17 protein-coding genes are annotated in these 17,449 nt (G+C 62.6%); 10 read left to right on the top strand and 7 right to left on the bottom strand.

Annotation, left to right across the window (positions count from 1 at the left end):
- The 6 genes from P5205_03085 to P5205_03060 all read right to left on the bottom strand — a co-directional run bounded on the left by P5205_03085 (position 1) and on the right by P5205_03060 (position 4,113).
- Entirely contained in the window at positions 1-288 is a 288-nt protein-coding gene (locus P5205_03085; GenBank protein HSA09333.1) for a hypothetical protein, read from the bottom strand.
- On the bottom strand, positions 285-1,181 hold the full coding sequence (locus P5205_03080) for a hypothetical protein (protein ID HSA09332.1): 897 nt from the start codon (positions 1,179-1,181) through the stop codon (positions 285-287). The genes P5205_03085 and P5205_03080 overlap by 4 nt, the downstream gene beginning before the upstream one ends.
- Entirely contained in the window at positions 1,169-1,696 is a 528-nt protein-coding gene (locus P5205_03075; protein HSA09331.1) for a hypothetical protein, read from the bottom strand. The genes P5205_03080 and P5205_03075 overlap by 13 nt, the downstream gene beginning before the upstream one ends.
- Positions 1,689-2,780 (bottom strand): ThiF family adenylyltransferase, encoded by a 1,092-nt coding sequence (locus P5205_03070; GenBank protein HSA09330.1) that lies wholly within the window; start codon positions 2,778-2,780, stop codon positions 1,689-1,691. The genes P5205_03075 and P5205_03070 overlap by 8 nt, the downstream gene beginning before the upstream one ends.
- Positions 2,781-2,800: 20 nt before the next feature.
- Complete coding sequence (locus P5205_03065) at positions 2,801-3,343, bottom strand: PHD finger domain-containing protein (GenBank protein ID HSA09329.1); 543 nt, start codon at positions 3,341-3,343, stop codon at positions 2,801-2,803.
- Between the two features lie 101 nt (positions 3,344-3,444).
- Positions 3,445-4,113, bottom strand: a complete 669-nt coding sequence (locus P5205_03060) for a hypothetical protein (protein ID HSA09328.1) — start codon at positions 4,111-4,113, stop codon at positions 3,445-3,447.
- Positions 4,114-4,817: 704 nt separating this feature from the next.
- Here P5205_03060 and P5205_03055 point away from each other — a divergent pair.
- Both P5205_03055 and P5205_03050 read left to right on the top strand, forming a co-directional pair.
- On the top strand, positions 4,818-6,086 hold the full coding sequence (locus tag P5205_03055; protein ID HSA09327.1) for a hypothetical protein: 1,269 nt from the start codon (positions 4,818-4,820) through the stop codon (positions 6,084-6,086).
- A gap of 59 nt (positions 6,087-6,145) precedes the next feature.
- Entirely contained in the window at positions 6,146-6,850 is a 705-nt protein-coding gene (locus P5205_03050) for a hypothetical protein (GenBank protein HSA09326.1), read from the top strand.
- A gap of 136 nt (positions 6,851-6,986) precedes the next feature.
- On the opposite strand, the gene P5205_03045 is transcribed toward P5205_03050, so the two are convergent.
- A complete protein-coding gene (locus P5205_03045; protein ID HSA09325.1) occupies positions 6,987-7,961 on the bottom strand; it encodes a D-alanyl-D-alanine carboxypeptidase family protein in 975 nt (324 codons plus the stop codon).
- 472 nt (positions 7,962-8,433) lie between these two features.
- Here P5205_03045 and P5205_03040 point away from each other — a divergent pair, with 472 nt between their 5' ends.
- Genes P5205_03040 through P5205_03005 form a run of 8 tightly spaced genes read left to right on the top strand, consistent with a single transcriptional unit; the run spans position 8,434 to position 17,447 of the window.
- The gene (locus P5205_03040) at positions 8,434-8,721 is read left to right on the top strand and encodes a hypothetical protein (protein HSA09324.1); all 288 of its coding nucleotides are present in this window, start codon (positions 8,434-8,436) and stop codon (positions 8,719-8,721) included.
- Between the two features lie 36 nt (positions 8,722-8,757).
- The gene (locus P5205_03035) at positions 8,758-9,033 is read left to right on the top strand and encodes a CopG family antitoxin (GenBank protein ID HSA09323.1); all 276 of its coding nucleotides are present in this window, start codon (positions 8,758-8,760) and stop codon (positions 9,031-9,033) included.
- Between the two features lie 14 nt (positions 9,034-9,047).
- Complete coding sequence (locus P5205_03030) at positions 9,048-9,812, top strand: type II secretion system protein (GenBank protein HSA09322.1); 765 nt, start codon at positions 9,048-9,050, stop codon at positions 9,810-9,812.
- Between the two features lie 58 nt (positions 9,813-9,870).
- Positions 9,871-10,722: a prepilin-type N-terminal cleavage/methylation domain-containing protein gene (locus tag P5205_03025; GenBank protein ID HSA09321.1), complete on the top strand. Its 852-nt coding sequence runs from the start codon at positions 9,871-9,873 to the stop codon at positions 10,720-10,722.
- Positions 10,723-10,727: 5 nt separating this feature from the next.
- Positions 10,728-11,549 (top strand): prepilin-type N-terminal cleavage/methylation domain-containing protein, encoded by an 822-nt coding sequence (locus P5205_03020; GenBank protein HSA09320.1) that lies wholly within the window; start codon positions 10,728-10,730, stop codon positions 11,547-11,549.
- A complete protein-coding gene (locus P5205_03015) occupies positions 11,546-12,469 on the top strand; it encodes a type II secretion system protein (GenBank protein ID HSA09319.1) in 924 nt (307 codons plus the stop codon). Before P5205_03020 ends, P5205_03015 begins: the two co-directional genes overlap by 4 nt.
- Positions 12,466-13,464 (top strand): prepilin-type N-terminal cleavage/methylation domain-containing protein, encoded by a 999-nt coding sequence (locus tag P5205_03010; GenBank protein HSA09318.1) that lies wholly within the window; start codon positions 12,466-12,468, stop codon positions 13,462-13,464. The genes P5205_03015 and P5205_03010 overlap by 4 nt, the downstream gene beginning before the upstream one ends.
- On the top strand, positions 13,461-17,447 hold the full coding sequence (locus P5205_03005; GenBank protein ID HSA09317.1) for a hypothetical protein: 3,987 nt from the start codon (positions 13,461-13,463) through the stop codon (positions 17,445-17,447). Before P5205_03010 ends, P5205_03005 begins: the two co-directional genes overlap by 4 nt.
- Positions 17,448-17,449: the final 2 nt, after the last annotated feature.

The raw sequence follows: 17,449 nt of genomic DNA, 5'->3' as shown, positions 1-17,449 counted from the left end.
TCAGCGGGCACCCCCGGCGTCCACATTCGGGTGTAGGGAGATTTGGTCGTTTGGCTCCAAGACCTCGCCTACCGTCTCAGAAGCATGAGCGTGGCGCCCCAGGCGGTCCACACGCGCGTGATAGGTCAGCGCCCGGCCGGCCGAATCCTGAGGCGGAAGATTTAGCCTCGGCAGGAGGCTGCCCACAAAATCCCCCATACTGGCTGCCTTAGGCGCGCGCGCGCGCACGCGTCTCTGGCCCGTCAGGTCTGTGGCGATGATGTTGGAAACATATAGTGGCTTTATCATATGGTCCTTTCTTTTGGTTTTTGGTTGTCCTCGCGACCTTGGGAGCCACCCGAAGTCGTGAGAAAGAGTTCGGCCGCCGCTTCCTCCTGCAGCAGGTCGGCGATCGAGGCACAGGCATCCGCGCCCACCGAGAGCGCTTCGAACGCGCTGCGCAGTTCCGCCGGGGCCGCGGGCGCCTGGAAGAGGACTTCCAGTTGGGCGGCGCCACCGCTCTCGTCTTCGGCCACAATGGCTCGCGCCAGCCGCAGCCGGGCGTTGGCGGTCACTAGCATGTTGGCAAGTCCGTCCCGGCAAGTCACCGGCAGCGTGTCCCATAACGCCAGGTCGGTGCAGATGCGAACCGCCCCGGCGGGCGCATTGAGGATGGCGGTGTGCCCACCGAGCCGGGTCTCAAGGGCAACGGAGCAGACATCACCGGACTGCGAGGAACACTTCCAGCCAGCCGCCTCAACCAGGCGGCCCAGCTCCGCTGGCGGCCCATCGCTGGGGATAATCCCCACGCTGCCCTGGCCGGCACGCGGCACACCTTGCGCCGCCGCGAATGCGCTGCAGGCCTGGGCTATCCGCGAGGGCAGATCGCACTCGGCCGATATCGGGATTTCCGCCCGCAAGCACCAACCGCCACCCGGGGCAGAGGCGAACTTGGCCAGGCCGGACAGGTTCGCGTTGGCCTTCAGCAGCTCCCATCCCGCCGAGGGCGCCGCAGGTGTATACTGCGCCGTGAGGATCAGGAATCCATCAACCAGCCGCGCCAGTATGGACGATTCGGTGGTTCGGCTGGCGCGCACCAGCCAGCGCGTGGGCGCGACCATTTCCACGAACGCAAGCGTGGACTGCAGCGCCGCCTGGCAGCGCGCGGCATCCGATTTGGAACGCAACTCTACTGCTGGCATGACAGGCCTCCTTTTCCTGCGCCCGAGGCTTCGGGACGCTTTAGCGGCCGGGTGTCCGTGGGGAACAGATGCTTGTGGCCGCGGGCCCAGGAACATGCCGCCCTATTCAGGCTGTCGGATTCACGCGTGTTATACCGGTGGTACGCAATTATTTCGAATAGCTGGTAGCAGATCGTGACTAAATCCGTTCCCGGATCGAGCCTGCCAATGCATACCGAGTGGTTTGCAATGTTCGGGTGAAAGACATTCGCTGGACCAAGCCAGCTGAGCACCTCGAAGGTCGAGGCGCGCCGGAGATAGTCGTTAGGGAAGAAGATGCCGACCACAAACAGGCCTCCTTCGCTGATGCTCCCGTCGCGGTTCTGGACCAGCCCCTTGCACCGGAACTCGGCGATGTAATTTTGCGGCAGCGGGCCGGGGCCCAATGTCAGGCGCAGGATGTCACTCTGTGCGTTCAGGCGCAGTGCCGTATCGCGCTGGTGCGTCAGAAAGTTGCGGAATACCACGTCAGTCATGCGATTCTCTCCTCGGGAAACCGAGTTCATAGTAGTTGGTCCGGCGGTTGTCGCTTATGGCGATGACGTCCGCCGGCTCCAGCCCCAACGCCGAAAGGGGCCTGGCTAATTCGCGGGCGGTCAGCGAGTCGAGCCGGAGTGAGTTGGTCAGACCGGCGCCTGGCGGAAACATGCGCCCGCCGCACCGGGCGCAGGTTTGCGCCCGGAGACCAATCCTGCCCTTGAGGCGCAGCACCTGCCGCTGCGCCCCGCACTCACAAGCAAGGACTCGCACAAAGAGCTTGTCTGGCACTTCCAGGCTGGCGGCAGCGCGGGCCGCCCTCCGCGAACCGCCCGGCCCAAGCATGAAGGCCTCGGCCAATGGGATTCGCGCCGGAGCGCGATGCAGTGGGCGAATGCCGAATGCACCGTGGTCCAGGCGGCACGTCTTCCGCCGGACCAACCTGGTCACGAACAGCTTCTGCGCGGCGACATCATAGACCACCTCGCGGTTCAAGATGGCCGGATCAAATTTCCCGGAGAGCAATAAAGCGCTTATCGCCGCTTGCATGCTCGCGGCAAGTGTACCGAGGTATTGCGGCGAGTTAGTGCCCGGAGCCGTAAAGGCTGGCTGGCAGGGATACCTGGCCTCGGCGGCGTAGTCCGAATCGCTCAGGCCGCATTCATAGCACGGGGCGTCGGCGCCCTGGGCGAACGTGGAGATCCGCACAAGCGAGGGCGCGCTAACGCCCGAGTCAATCCAGTACCGGATGCCGGCCTTCTCGAAAGCGAAGTTCGCCGTCATGCGCGCCGTCTGCGAGTCTAACGCCGTGAGCATAAGGCCGTAGCGCCGATAGATCCCCAGCGGGAGATCCTCAATGCCGGCGACGATGGACTCGACATGCAGCCGCTGGTTGGCCGCCTGCATCATCTCGGCTGCAACTTCCGCCTTTGGGCGGCCGGCGTCCGCGGGATGCCAAGCCTGGGCCTTTGTATATGAATCACGGTCAACCACCAGCACACGGTGCAGGCCCCGGAGCAGCCCAACCAGCAGGCAGAGAGGCCTGCCGATCAGGCCGGCCCCCAACACCAGGAGGCTTGTCATTGACGATTGGCGCGCGCTTTTCATTGGCGACCGGGAGACCACTGGAACTCGGCCTGGTTGGTTGGGCGCCCACACTGCGGGCAGACGGGCGATTCCTTATAGGACCAACACGGCAGATCGGGCCGCGCGTGGCACCATTTAGAGCACGCCGGGCAGGACACCGCCGCAGACCCGAGCTCGATCGGCATCTTGCAGCGCGCGCACAAAATCTCGTGATCGGCGCCGGGAAACGGAACCACTTGCGCCAGGCGCTCAGTTGAGAAGTAGAACCGTGGTCCGTTCGCCAGGCGGATTTCGTCCCGGTCGGACAGCACACGGATGCCCAGGTGGGCCTGGCGGCCGTTCACCCAAAGTTGCGACGCGGAGGGGGCGAGCACGAACCAGCTTTCCGCGCCGTCGCGGTCGCTGCGCAGGAGCATCGCGTCCCCGGCCTGGCCGTCCGCCTTGGCGGCCCGCCGCACGTACGGCTCGGCGGCCATGAACCGGTAAGCCCACCCAGCCAGCGGCAACGCCGCCCAGCGCGGGAGCTCGGCGCATGTACTTGGTATCCAAAGGTGTGCCATATGAATCTTATTCGGCCCTATTTAAGCTGATCTCGTCGTTCTGGTCTAAGCCCTGAACCTCTCTTCCCGAGGCATGGATAAAGACGCATAAAGCGCTCGGATTAACCTCTGAAGGGGGCTTCCTCCCGTGAAACTCCCCCGCCACCGAGCACATCTTGGAATAGGTTAGCCCAGAATTTCTCCTGCTGCTCCGTGGCGACGGCTAGAATTATGTTATTGACGTGAGTCGACAGCCGATAGCCGGCCAGCCTTTGCCCGGACTCGATGAGGTTGGGACTGAAACCCAGCTCGCGCAAACGCCGGCGCAGCTTGGCCACGCACCGGTAGACATCTAGCTCGCAGGGAACCCGCCAGCGGCCCGACACAGGTCCGCCTTCTGCTGTTAATGTAAGGATGACTTTCACGATGACACCGACCGGCAGGTAATCCGGGAACTGGCCCTTGCCCGACGCTGCCGCTTTGGCGGAGCACTTCGCCAGCCACCCCAGGATTAGCAGAACGAGGTGTTCGCGGAGATTAAGGCTGAGGGGGGGCTTGCCGTTGATCTTCAGCGCGCGCTGCTCGGTTGTCCCGAGCTGGCCACGAATCTCGACCTTGTCCACCGTGGCAAAGTCCCCGCTGGACTCTGGATCCAGCAGGACGCTGCCGGGCGGCAAAGTCGTATTCTGGCTCTGAAGCAGCTTGAGCGCTTCGCGAAGAAACTGCAAAGCCTGGTGGGTGAGCTTTGCGGATTTGCTGGTTTCGGTGGCTCTTTTTTTGTTTTTACGCATGTGTAGGTTCTCCTGGTTATTGGGGCATTTGTGCTTGCGGAACCGGCGGAAGATGCTGAGCCACAGGTCACGGAGTGCGCGGGCGATCCCGCTGCGCGCCGCGACCCAGTGGCCCGGTCGGCGTAGAGCGCACCAGACGTGGAGCATGAGCCGACCCGCGGGACGGTCAGCCAGCCAGAGCTGAAACCACACTCTGCGCCCCGGCGATTTAGCTGGACGGACCACCAGCGGGGCTGGCGGAATTGTGGGAGTGGGTGAGCTGGAGGCGAAATCACAACGCGCGGGGTTTGTCGGATGCGGCGGCGTGAGGAGTAAGCAGGCAGCCCAAGCGCGGCACCACCTGGCGGCCTCGAGGCGGGCTACAGCAAGCCAACGCAGCACAGCCACGATCGCGGCCGGGTGGCCGCCGCGATCTCCCCGGGTTGTTGGGGCAATACGCATACCGTTCGCCTCCCATGCTAGCGGAGCCGGCCAGCCATGGCAACGACAATTTCATGAATATGAAAAATATGTATTCCGGTGAATACTATATATACATGTAATTATTGTCATGTTTATACAAACTGGAATCCAGGAGGCCGCTGTGGGCGGCGCGCGCGGCCAGCGCCTGGCGCCGCCGGCGTGGACGGATTCGCGGTTAGACTTGCGCCTGGGGGGGGTCGCGGGATAGCGTCAGCAACAACGCAAACTGATCTCGCTAACCTATGCCAAAACGTGTTCAAGATCCCGAGGCCGAGCACCGTTTGCTGGCGGTCGCTGCTGCCCGCATGCGGAGCGAGGGATTGACGCAGGACAAGATCGCCAAGCGGTTGGATAAGAGCCAGCCGGAGGTTTCACGCCTCGTGGCCTATGCCCAGGAGCACCACTACCTGGCGCGTTCTCCGAGCTTCCTGGGCCATAACGTGGCCGAGGCCGACCTTAAGGAGGTGGACCGGCGGTGGTTTGTTCCCGAGCGGCTGCGCAAGGCCCTGGTCGCTAGCGCCCCGAGCGGGCAGTATTTGGATGTCCGGGTGCTGCCGGATGGGGAGGAGCCCTTCTCGATCGCCGCCGCGGGCTGCGTCGGACAGCTCCTGCGTCGCGCGAAGCTCATCGGCATCAGCTGGGGCCGCAGCGTTGCGAGGGTGGTTTCACAAATCAAGGGGGCACTCGATGTAAAGGTGGCATCCGAGGAGATATCCGAGGAGGAATCCGAGGAGGAATCCGATGCCCCTGTCGGAAACGATTTCGCCGAGATCAAGTGCCTTCCACTGTGCGGCGACCCGGTTCACCTGATGAATCAGCGCTACGTCGATTATTCGGCTTCCCGCCTCGCCCAACTGCTTGGCGCGGCCCTGAGGGGCCAGGCAGCCAATCCAAACCCTCGGTCCGAGCTGCCCTGTCTGGTAGGCGTGCCTGCGTACCTGCCACAAAACGTCCGCCGGAACGCTGGCTCAGCCTGGCGAGAATTCATCGAGGATATTCCGGGCTACCGGGAGATCTTCGGGCCAGCCAACGGCAGAGGCAAACCTCTGGTTGATCGCATCGATACGATCATCTGCGGCACGGGTATCATCGCCAGCGAAGATGAGGACCTGGATCTCCCCGGCAATCCGGCGGATATCATGTTTCGTGCTAGAACCGGAGACTTCATCCGCGAAAGGCTCGAGCAGGAAGAGGGGCTTGCCAGATCGGCTTTGGCCAAGATGATCTACGGAGATATCGGCGGTTGGCTGTTGCCGCGGCGGCACAAGCTCTCGGTGGATGACAAGCGGTGGGTCGACAGCCTCAACAAGGGCTGGACTGGGATCAAAGGCGAACACTTATCCAGAGTTGCGCGGGAGGCGAAGCTTAATGGGCCTCCCGGCATCATCCTTCTGGCGGGAGGCGTCGGGAAGGCTGAAATGGTGGCCGAAATCGTGCGGCTTGGACTTGTCAATTCGTTGTTGCTGGATTCGTCCCTCGCAAAGGCCCTCAAGAGGTTCCTTCAGCGATAACAGGGTGTCACTGAACGAGTTTACGGGTAATACAGGCGATTGCGCCTAAACGAACGAACTTGCCCGCAAGGGTAACGGCCCTTGCCGCGCTGGCGGTGTCCTCGCCGGACGGGGCATTCACGGCCTACGTGGAAGACCTGCCGTCCATTGACCCGCCGCGCCGAGCGCTGTTTGTCGAACGCAAGGACCAGCGCCATTTCATGCCCATCGCCAACCTCGCGGAAGATGTGGATTCCATTGAGAAAGTCGTCTGGTCGCCCGACAGCCGCATCGTGCTCTTTCATTCCCGCGATTACCTTGCCGCGACGCGGGTCGCCGACTGGCAGACCGTGCGCGTTTACCTCGGCAAAGAATGGACCCGTCACGGCCACGGCCGCCGCACCACCTTTTCCAGCGGTGGCCGCGGAAGCACCGTCGCTGACATCCAATTCAACGCGTCCGACGGTTTCACCTACCGGCTCACGGGTGACGACCATCCCCGCGTCGTCAGCTCCACCAACTGCCGGCTCCCCTTACGTCCCCCAAACCTGAGACATCCCACCCCCAAGCCGGATACGGCGAAAAGACGGTGCCAATCCGGCGGGACCCCGGTGTGTATCCCATGGGGGTCGGGCCCCATGGGATACACACGGGGCAATAACGGGTGTCACAGCGTGGTCTCACCGGGGCGGCTGGGCGGTCCAGGAACAGGGGATTGGAGCACTGGATTGAGGTACTTAGACATTTTGGGCCCGTACCGGCGAGGCAAGCCCGGTTCTCCTTAACTGCGAGCCTTTAGGGGCAGGAGTGAAACGGCAATTCCGCGTTGAAGACTGTGCGTGGTGAGATCTTCGCCGCGTTGGTTTCGTCAGCGAAACGCTTTATCGAGGGAGCGCCGGCAGCCGAAGGGGCTCTGCGGCGCTACTTCTTTTGACCTTTGGCCGTGGCCGCGTTCGGTTGGGAAGCCGGCGGAGCGGCCGCCCGGCCAGTTGCCGGCAGCGCGGCAAATCCCCTGGCCAGCAACTCCGCCGCCTTGGCATCGCGCACCTTCGAGGTGGTGCTGTCCAGCACCACCGCAATGACGCGCTGGCCCCGGCGAGCCGCGGTAACCGCAATAGAGTAACCCGATACGGCGATATAACCGGTCTTGAATCCATCACACCCTTCGACGTGGCCCAGCAGATGGTTGTGCGTGCGCATTTGGATCGTCTTGCCGGGGACATTCGGACGAAACAGGTGTTCGCGAGTGGAGGTGTAGCGCAGCGTGTCGCGGTGCTTGAGCAGCTCCCGGCAAAGGAGCGACAAATCCCGGGCAGTGGTGACGTCGTGTTGCTGGCCCGCCCCCGGGGGCAGGCCGTGGACGGAGTTAAACACCGTGCTGGTCATGCCGAGCTCTTTGGCTCGCCGGTTCATCAGCTCAACGAACCCCTCAGTGCTCCCCGCGATCTTCTCGGCGAGCGCCACCGCCGCGTCGTTGGCGGACTGGACCATCAGCGCATACAGCATCTCGTCCACCGTGAACGACTCCTTTTCCGCCAGCCAGACCTGGGAACCGCCGGTCCTGGAGGCCTTGGCGCTTACCGGCACCTGGTCCTGAAGTGAAATCTGCTTCTGCTCGATCTTCTCCAGGATGATCAGCAGGTCCATCAGTTTCAGAACACTGGCCGGATAACCCTTGGCGTCGGCCTGATCTTCGTACAGGACCTTGCCGGTGGCGGCGTCCACCACAATCGCGCCCAGCCAGGGATCACGCGAAATCGCCTTCCGGCCCGGTGACTTGGCGGCCGGCACGGCGCTGGACTTGGTTTTGGTTGCGGCGGCCTCAACGGCCGGTTGCGCGCCTAGCAGCAAAGCCAGCCCGAGGATCAAACAGTTCAATGACTTCAGTGTCTTCACAGTACTACGTCGGGCGCCCAGCTTCCTGAGGAGCGGCGCCGCGGTCAAGCAGGCACTTCGCGGGAGTGCTTCGCCGGGCGCATCTTGCCGCTCGGATCGGGGTGCCCAGCTCTGTCCGCGCCTGTTCCGCCGGGCAGGATGCCCGGCTCTACAGCAGGCAGGATGTCTGCCGCTATCGTGCCTGACGAAGGTGGTGATGAAATGCGCCTTGCGCCACGTTCGGCGGGCTGGCTCGCACTCGGGACAAGCCTCAAATCCGCCATCCAGTAGGAGACTGCTGCGACTACCGCGTTTTCGGCCACGGCCACCACAAAACTGCGCCTTTCTTGCCTAACCCAAAACAAAGGCCGTTCAGCCTATCCATGTAATTTTCTTGCACAATTTTGCCGAAACCCGTTGACAACCTGGGTCTTGGTGGTGTAAATACATTGTAAATACATTGTATGGGCATTGAGTTTACAATTGAGCCTTTATGGAGTTTGATTGGAATAATCCGCCCTTCAATCTAGATAGCTCTTTGACGCTGCAGGAAATCGAGGAATCGTTTGAAGATCCGTTTGCCATCCGGCTATTGCCGGACTCGCCGAGGTTCTCGGTGCAGGCCCGGTTTTTTAACCTGGGCGTATCGGCGGGAGGCGAAGGAATCTTCAGTGTGTATCGGACCAACGGAAAGGTGGCCCGGGTTATCCACGCCCGGCCCTTCGAGCCCGAGGAACGGTTCTTCTACCAACGCAAAGTGGACCAGGCGCTGGCGCAATAAGCGCCGGGCGAAGTCAGATTCAAATAACCAACAGTGATGCGCGCAATAGCCAAATGGGAAGAAGTCCCCATCTTCGACAGCGAAGAGGCCGAGGCGGGTTTCTGGGCTGAGAACAAGCCCGACCTGCGCCTCATGGAATCCGCGGTGGCCGCCCCCACCGAAGCCGCCGGCTCGGTGGCGATCTCGCTGCGCATTGATGCGCGGATGCTGGCCCGCATCAAACGCCTCGCCCAGTCCCGCTACCTCAATTACCAGAGCATGATCAAACAGTGGCTCAGTGAGCGGTTGGAACGCGAACTACACGAACGATGAAGGGAGAATGCCGAATGAATAACGCCGAGCTCCGAATGACGAACGCCGGGGGCGCCCGCCCACCTCGCCGCTCACGCTGCGCGCCTCACGTTTCGCGTTGCCGACCCCGCGCCTTCACGCTGATCGAACTCCTGGTCGTCATGACCGTCATTGCCGCCCTGGCCGCCCTGACGTTCCCCGCCGTTCGCGCCGCCAAACTCTCCACCATGCGCGCCCGGGCGAAGAGCGAATTGATGCAGCTCGAGACCGCCATCGAACGCTACAAGGACAAGCTCGGCTACTACCCGCCCGACAACCAGATCACCGGCAATCCCGACCGCTATGCGCTCAACCAGCTCTACTACGAGCTGCTCGGCACCACCAACATCGGAACCGTCGCCGCCCCGGTGTATGTCACCCTGGACGGCAGCGCGCGCGTTGATGGTTCCTCCCTGAACGCCGTGTTCGGGCCGAACGTCACCGGCTTCATGAACTGCGCGCGCGGTGGCAGCGACGAAGAGGCCCCGGGCGGAGCGGCCTTCCTGCGCGGCCTGAAGCCCAGCCAGTTCCTCGCGATCAGCACCCCCACTGCCGCCACGGTACTGGGCTCCAGCATCGAGGGCCCGCTGATGTATCTCAATGCCCAGAACATCAGGATCAACCCTTGGCGCTACAATTCCTCCGGCCCGCGCAACAACCCCAAGTCCTTCGACCTGTGGATTGACGTGATGGCCGGCGGCAAGACCAATCGCATCTGCAACTGGAGCGAAAAGCCGCTCGTCGTCAGCGCTCCCTATTAAGCCGCATGACCGCAGAGAACCACAAATGAACCCAAAGTCCACCGCACCAACGAACGCCATGAAGAAACCTGCCAACACCTCGCCCCGCACTCGCCCGGCCTTCACGCTGATCGAGCTGCTCGTTGTCATCAGCATCATCGCCATCCTGGCCGCGCTGCTCCTGCCGGCGCTGGCCGGCGTCAAGAAACGGGCCCAGGCCAAGAAGGCGCAATTGGAGGCCGCCAGCATCGCCAACGCCATCCATAGCTACGAGGCCGATTACAGCAAGTTCCCCGTCTCCAGCGTCGGCGCCGTCACCGCCACGAGTGAAGCGGCGCGGGTCCGCGAGGACTTCACCTATGGGACCAAGGGAGTGATCTGCGTCGGCCCCGGCGAACCCAACGCCTTGGACGCGGGCTTCAGCACACCCGGGGGAGGGCTGCACCCTATTGATGCTCCCGGCAACTACCAAACCAACAACGCCGAAGTCATGGCGGTGCTCCTGGATGTGGAGTTCTGGCCCAACGCGCCCACTCAGCCGACCATCAACCAGGACCACGTCAAGAACCCGAACAAGACCCGCTATCTGAACGTCACCATGGCCGGAGACAACAAGTCGCCGGGCGTCGGCCAGGATGGCACATATCGCGACCTGTGGGGCAACCCCTACATCATCACCATTGACCTCGATTACGACGACAAGGCCTGTGACGCCTTCTACCACACGGACGCCGTTACGGCGGACCCGGCGGACAGCAACAATCCCAAACGCGGGCTCAACGGGCTGATCCCGAGGACGGTCAGCGGCGCCACCCATTACGAGGCCAACGTGCCCGTGATGGTTTGGTCTCCCGGGCCCGACAAGCTGATTAATCCGAACGACAAGGCCACCAAAGGCGCCAACAAAGACAACGTCCTGAGCTGGAAGTAACAACCGTGAAGGCGAACACCAGAGATTACGGACCCCGCAGCGAGCGCCAGCGGCCACGGACGGTGGTGGCCTTCACGTTGCTGGAATTGCTGACGGTGATTGCCATCATGGGCATCCTGGCGGCCATCGCGCTGCCGGCGATCAGGGGCCTCAAGCCGAACGTCAAGGTCGCCGGCACCCGGCAGTTGCTCGACGCCGTCACCCGCGCCCGCCAGCTCGCCGTCAGCCAGCGCACCCCCGTGTACATGGTCTTCCTGTTCACCAACTTCTACTCCGGCTTGAACGGCACCAACCTCGCCCGCGTTCAGCCGCTGCTGGACAAACAGCTCACCGGTTATGCCTTCCTCACCCTGCGGAGCGTGGGCGACCAGCCGGGCGTGAGCACGCCGCGCTACCTCTCCTCGTGGAAGTCGCTGCCGGCCGGCGCTTATATTCCGGTGGAGAAATTCCTCGTGGGAGGGCTCTATTTGAGCAACGCCACCATGACCCCCCCGGCAGGGCCGCCGGTTTACATCCCGCCATTTCCCGTTACCAACAACATCCCGTTTCCCAGCGAGGACAACCCGGTCACCGTGCCGGTCGCGCTGCCCTACATCGCCTTTGACGGCATGGGCCAGCTCATCTCCGGGCTGCCCGGCCAGCCGGAACTCATCCCGGTCGCCGAGGGGCGAGTCTCCTTCGCGCGCGACCCGAACAGCAAGCAGGCCCTGCCGCAGCCGCCGGCCGTGACCGAGCAGCCCCCCGGCAACACCTACGACAACTTCAGCCTGGTTTACATAGACCGCCTGACCGGCCGCGCCCGGGTTGAGCGCAGAAAGGTGCAATGAGCAGAGAAGTCCGAACTCCGAAGAGCGAAGGCCGGGGGCATCATGTGGAATGCCAGGCGCAGGCTGAACTTGCACACCTCAAGCCGCACGCTTCACGTTTCACACCGCGCAGCTGCCGCGCGTTCACCATGATCGAGATCGCCCTGAGCCTGGCGATCATCGGCTTTGCGCTGGTCGCCATCATCGGCGTGCTGCCCATCGGCATGAACACCCAGAAGATCAACCGCGAGGAGACGATCATCAACCAGGACGCCACCGTCTTGCTGAACGCCATTCGCAACGGCGCCAAGGGCCTGGATGAACTGACCAATTGCGTCATGGCGATCACCAATACGGTGACCTACTATGACGCTGATGGGATCTCAAACGGCGTAACCAACTCCTACGGATACACTTTCACGGGCTCCTGGCTGAACGGCAGCGCGCTCACCCCGCCATTCCCGATCACCAACGGCTTCCGCATTGTGGGCCTGCTGAGCACGCCGAAATACATGGTTCCGCCGGTGCAGGGACCTGCCAGCACGGGCTTCACCAAGAACCAGGTCACCGCTTACCTTCGCGCGATGAGCGGGCCGGCCAGCGAGAAGTTTCCCCAGGACAACGCCTCGGTCCAGGAGCTCTCCTTCACCTATCGCCTGACCTCGGAGGTCGTCCCCTACTGGACCAATTACTTCGACCAGAGCTGGATGAGCGACCCCAACTCGGTGGCGCTGGCGAGGAACCTCCAGGCCAATCTGAACGACCTGCGCCTGCTGTTCCGCTGGCCCATTCGCACCGGCGGGGAAGTCGGCAGGAATGGGCAGTCATTTCGCACGCTGGTAGGCGGCCAGCTCGCGCCGGTGCGCGAACCGGGATACCCCAACGACCCGGCTTATACGCTCTACTTCTTCGAACCCCGAAACTACGTCAAAGCGCCGTGAAACTACCCCTGACTACCGCTCACGGACCGCGGACCACCGGCCACGCGACGAAGGGCTTCACCCTCGTTGAAATCCTGGTCACGGTCTCCCTGCTGGCTTTCATCATCCTGGGCCTCTACGCCACATTCTCCCAGGTGCAGCGCGCCTTCCGCATGAGCATGAGCCAGGTGGACAAGCTGGAGGCGGGCCGGGCCGTCACCGAAATGCTGCCGCGCGACTTCGAGCAGGCCGCCCCGTCGGACCACAACGCAGTCAATTACGCGGCGCTGGTGATTCCCAACTCCGCCCCCTTGACCCAGCCGCTGCCCGGCACCACTCTCCTGCGCACCAACCTTTTGCAGGATTGCTTCGTGTTGCTGCGCCAAAACCAGACCTGGACCGGGGTCGGCTATTGCGTCCGCACCAACGACGCCAACGGTCGCCTCTGGCTGCCGGAATGCGGGCCCGGCCAGTTGGGCGTGGGCTCCCTCTACCGCTACTGCGCCTCGACCAATGTGCTGCGGTCCGACGGGCTTCCCGCCGATCCCAGCCAGCTCTACTTGCGCTTCCGCGATGCCTGCGCCTCGGGTTCCGTCGCCTCGCTCGATATCTCCAACCGGGTCTGCGACGGCGTCATTCACTTCCACCTCCGCGGCTTTGCGACGAATGGCTTCCCCATTGTCTATGGCTCCTGGTCCGGCACCAATGTGGCGTGTTTCCGGCGCGACGCCATCACCACGCCCGCCTTTTTTACCATCATTCAGCAAGCCACGACACTGCTCAACGACGATTACCCGGACAACCTGGCGGGCTGCTATTTCTGGAGCAACGCGGTTCCGGCCGCGCTGGAGCTGGAGCTGGGCATCCTTGATCAGCACACCTGGGATCGCTACAGCTCGATGCCCACCGCCGCCGCCCGCCTGGCCTATCTCCAGCGCTCGGATGTCAGCGGCCGCATCCACCTCTTTCGCCAGCGCATTCCCATCCGTAACGTAGATCCCTCGGTTTACCAATGAAACCACACGCCTTACAGACCGGCCGTCGCGGACCGCGGACCACGCGCCGCGCCGGCGTCGCCCTGGTCATCACGCTGGTCCTGCTTTCCATCATCACCTTCATGGCCGTCACCTTCCTGGTCGTCAGCCGCAGCCAGCATGGCTCGGTGGCCACCGAAACCGACCAGGCCATCGCCCGCCTGGCCGCCGACGCCGCCCGCGATCGCGCCATCGTCGAAATCCTCGCCCCACTCATCACCTGGACCAACGAATACAACTACCGCACGCTGGTTTCCACGAACTTCATCAACCCCATCGGCTTTGACCCCGGCGCGGCGCCGGTCGTTACTCCCAACCCGACCAACGTCAACTACGATTACACAACCACGGGCACTCCGCTCAGCCCGAACCAGCGGCTCCAAAACATCGCCAACCTGCTCTATGACCCCCGGCCGCCCGTTTTCATCACCAACCTGCTCGCGGCCAATTCCACTGAGTTCCGCTTCTACCTCGACCTGAACCGTAACGGAATGGCTGATCCCAATGGGGCTCAGCCAGTGGTCGTAAGGGATCCAGGAGGTGCTCTAGGGTTCTACGATCTAAGCACCAATTTCATTCCTTACCGGTGGCCTCCGCCGCAAGGCATCTTGAGCAACTTCTTCGTCGGCGACCCGGAATGGATCGGCGTATTGCAGCGCCCGGAGTATGCCCACTCCCCCAAGAACCTCTTTACTTCCCGCTACGCCTATTTCGTCGTGCCCGCCGGCCAGACGCTGGACATGAATTACCTCCACAACAACGCCAAACAGTTGTCTATGAACAGCCCCGGCGACGGGTTCCTCCGCAACCAGGGCGTCCTTGGCGCTGAGATGAATCTGGCCGCCTTTTTGGTGGACCTCAACACGAACATGTGGCCGTCCACCGCGCCGAACCCGTACAACTTTCAGTACTACAGCTACAATACGAACCTTATGCAGGCCAGCACCGGCAAGGCGGCCGACGATGCCGCTGCATTGCTGCGCTACCGCTATGCGGGCGACTACAACAACCTCGCGCGTGTGTCCACGCTGCTCCCTGCCGGCGTCGACGCCTTCAGCACGGATTTCGTGGATGGATACTCCGCCGGCCCGCTGATGTTCGGCACCTGGTGGCCGGCGCCGCCTGATGCCGACCTGCTACGAGTGGATTCCCCCTGGTCCGGCGCGGACAATCCCAACCGCTTCTACAGCACCCAGGATTTGTTTGACCAGAACAAGACCCGGCCGCCGTGGGTTGTCGCCGGGGACTCTTTCACGGACCGCCTCCAGATGGCCGGCACCAACAGCGATTCCTACAATCGCTATACGTTCTACCGCCTGCTCTCCCAGCTTGGCACCGACTCCGCCCCCGAGCCGTCGGGCAAGATGAACCTCAATTACCGCAATGTGATCAACGGCCGTGTCGTGCCCAACCTGGAGACGAACTTCGAGCCGTGGATAGCGGAGGAGTTCTTCACCAACGCCGCCATCCGGCTGCTGGTTGACGCGGGCTACACCGTCGGCGATGCCGCTAATCCCACGAATACCTCCCTGCTGGTAACCAACGTAGTCAACGGCCTGCTCGTTACCAATCTCTACATCCGGGTCTGGCCCGCCAACTTCTACACCCCCAGCGTCCACCGCATCTTCCAGTTTGCCGCCAACATGTACGACGCTACCACCAATCGGGCCGATCTCACCAACTATCCCTACCTGCCCACTGTGTTCCGCCCTGTGTTCAACGTACAAAATCAAGGAGTGTTCATCCGTAACTATGAGGAGGTTACCAGTGCGGTGAGCGTTCTGAATGCGACCATGGTGGACTTGAACAACACCAACTCGGTAGGCAGTATGCAACCCTACAGCATGGTCTATAACGTGCCGCTCGTGATCGGCGCCCGGAAGAACCTCCCCAACTTCAACGAGTTCGCCATGCACACGCATGTGCAGGTGACCCGCAAGCTTCAATTCCGCCGGGCCAGCGGCGCAACCTCCCCGATAGCGCAAACCAACCAGATGTTCATGGTGGGCATTTCCAATGTCCTCGGCCTCGAGGCCTGGAATTCCTACGTGACCAATTTCACCCGCCCCTTGCGGCTCCACGTCCAGCCCGACATCCGGGTGGTGTTGACCAATGAGAATAGCCTGGTGCTCAACCCTCCACCGCAAATCTACACGACCAACATCGTTTTCATTACCAACAACTGGCTTGGCTACATTCCCCCGTTCCAGGATCGGGCCTCTTTTATCGTCCCGCTAGCCACCAATCTCGTTTTCCTCCAGAACTCGACTTATCACCATAATCCCCCCGCTTTCGTGCCGGCGACGGGCTTGTTTGAGCAGGTGAATCCCGCGTTTTACGTCCCTCATTGGGGGCTCCTCGTGAAGGCCCTGCTCCGGTTTGCGATCGTGGATAACGACCGGATTGTGGATTATGTGAACCTGGCCGAGCAGAATGTGGTGAACCTGACGGACGCCCTGACCCAGGGCGGGGAGTGCGGGACTACCTATACCCCGAGCGGCAGCTACGGGAGCATGTGGTGCACGAACCACTATCCGAACATCGCCGACGAGAACCTGCCGACCTACGGCATCAGGAACCAGCTCCAGGTCAGCCTGGGCAACCGGCCATATTTTGACCAGGCGGATTGGAACAGCGCGGTGAATGACTTCCCGCCGGGCATGGGGCGGACGGCGGCGGTTGATTTCTTCCGCTACCAGTTCAACCTCGGGCCGATCTTTACGCACCCTCCCAACACCGTGTTCTACAAGTCCAACACGTTTGCCGCGCCCTACCAGCCTCTCCGGAACATCTATCTGGTGACTTCGTGGCAGGCCAACGATCCGCTGGTGCATTACACTACCGGTGATCTTACCGACCTGGTCCGCACCAATCTCGTGCTCGACAAGTTCAGCTCCACCACGCCCGATCCGGTGGCCAACCTCGGCCAGGTCAATGCCCGCTATGAACCGTGGGGTGGGAATCCGTACGGCGGCAGTTCCAGTCCGACAATCTTCGACCTGACGGTCAAAGACCCCTTGATGCTGAGGTCCGATTACTGGGATTTCCCGGCCAACAAGCTCCCGAACGTGGGCTGGCTGGGCCGCGTTCACCGCGGCACGCCCTGGCAAACGGTGTACCTCAAGTCGTTCGGCGTCAGCAACTTCGCCGGCTGGTTCAACAACTGGCGCAGGTGGAGCGGCGACGGCCAGGTGGTCGTCAACGTGGGCCAGCTCGCGACGAATCTGGTGCCCATCAACAACTGGGTGAATGACGCCGCCTTCATGCAGCCCAACAATGACGGGCGCCTGCTGGACCTCTTTACCTCGGCGCTCAACAACAACGCCACCCGCGGCCAGTTGTCCATCAACCAGACCAACCTCGCGGCCTGGTCTGCCGTCTTGAGCGGGGTTATCACGCTGACCAATGACGTGGATGCCGCCGGCAAACCGATCCTGGCCCCGGCGGTGATCCAGCCGGCGGGTGTCTATGACGCTTTCGACACGAATACGTGGCCGCCCACAGTGCGGCTCGTCCACGCCATCAACGCCGCGCGGGCCAACACGAACGCCCCCATGCCGGTGTATCCGAATCACGTCTTCCGGCGCCTGGGCGACATTCTGAGCGTGCCGGAGCTGACCGTGGCTTCGCCGTTCCTCAACCTCGCGGGCACGCCTTCCCTGGCCAATAACGGCCTCAACGACGCGGCCTACGAGCGCCTGCCGCAGCAGATCGCCGGGCTGCTCAAGGTGGATACCGTTCCGCGCTTTGTGATCTACGCGTTCGGCCAGACGCTCAAGCCCACCCAGCCGGTCCCCAGCGGCACCTTTGCCGGCCTCTGCACTAACTACCAAATCATGGCGGAGTCCGCCACGCGCACGGTTGTTCGCTTCGAGGGCATCCAGCCTTACGAGCGTGGTCTCCCGCCCGCTATCAACGCCCTTCACCCCGTCATCGAAAGTTTCAACGTCCTGCCCCCGGACTGATC

It is taken from the genome of Candidatus Paceibacterota bacterium, from assembly GCA_035452965.1.
Classification (GTDB): domain Bacteria; phylum Verrucomicrobiota; class Verrucomicrobiia; order Limisphaerales; family UBA8199; genus UBA8199.
This window is presented reverse-complemented; position numbering and strand designations above follow the sequence as displayed.

What these genes read in the sequence shown, in the direction of transcription:
- P5205_03040 (HSA09324.1), top strand. Translation starts at nt 8,434, where the DNA reads ATGGAGTTTGATTGGAATAATCCGCCCTTCAATCTAGATAGCTCTTTG.
- P5205_03065 (HSA09329.1), bottom strand. Translation starts at nt 3,343, where the DNA reads ATGGCACACCTTTGGATACCAAGTACATGCGCCGAGCTCCCGCGCTGG.
- P5205_03030 (HSA09322.1), top strand. Translation starts at nt 9,048, where the DNA reads ATGAATAACGCCGAGCTCCGAATGACGAACGCCGGGGGCGCCCGCCCA.
- P5205_03070 (HSA09330.1), bottom strand. Translation starts at nt 2,780, where the DNA reads ATGACAAGCCTCCTGGTGTTGGGGGCCGGCCTGATCGGCAGGCCTCTC.
- P5205_03060 (HSA09328.1), bottom strand. Translation starts at nt 4,113, where the DNA reads ATGCGTAAAAACAAAAAAAGAGCCACCGAAACCAGCAAATCCGCAAAG.
- P5205_03085 (HSA09333.1), bottom strand. Translation starts at nt 288, where the DNA reads ATGATAAAGCCACTATATGTTTCCAACATCATCGCCACAGACCTGACG.
- P5205_03055 (HSA09327.1), top strand. Translation starts at nt 4,818, where the DNA reads ATGCCAAAACGTGTTCAAGATCCCGAGGCCGAGCACCGTTTGCTGGCG.
- P5205_03035 (HSA09323.1), top strand. Translation starts at nt 8,758, where the DNA reads ATGCGCGCAATAGCCAAATGGGAAGAAGTCCCCATCTTCGACAGCGAA.
- P5205_03025 (HSA09321.1), top strand. Translation starts at nt 9,871, where the DNA reads ATGAAGAAACCTGCCAACACCTCGCCCCGCACTCGCCCGGCCTTCACG.
- P5205_03075 (HSA09331.1), bottom strand. Translation starts at nt 1,696, where the DNA reads ATGACTGACGTGGTATTCCGCAACTTTCTGACGCACCAGCGCGATACG.
- P5205_03015 (HSA09319.1), top strand. Translation starts at nt 11,546, where the DNA reads ATGAGCAGAGAAGTCCGAACTCCGAAGAGCGAAGGCCGGGGGCATCAT.
- P5205_03080 (HSA09332.1), bottom strand. Translation starts at nt 1,181, where the DNA reads ATGCCAGCAGTAGAGTTGCGTTCCAAATCGGATGCCGCGCGCTGCCAG.
- P5205_03005 (HSA09317.1), top strand. Translation starts at nt 13,461, where the DNA reads ATGAAACCACACGCCTTACAGACCGGCCGTCGCGGACCGCGGACCACG.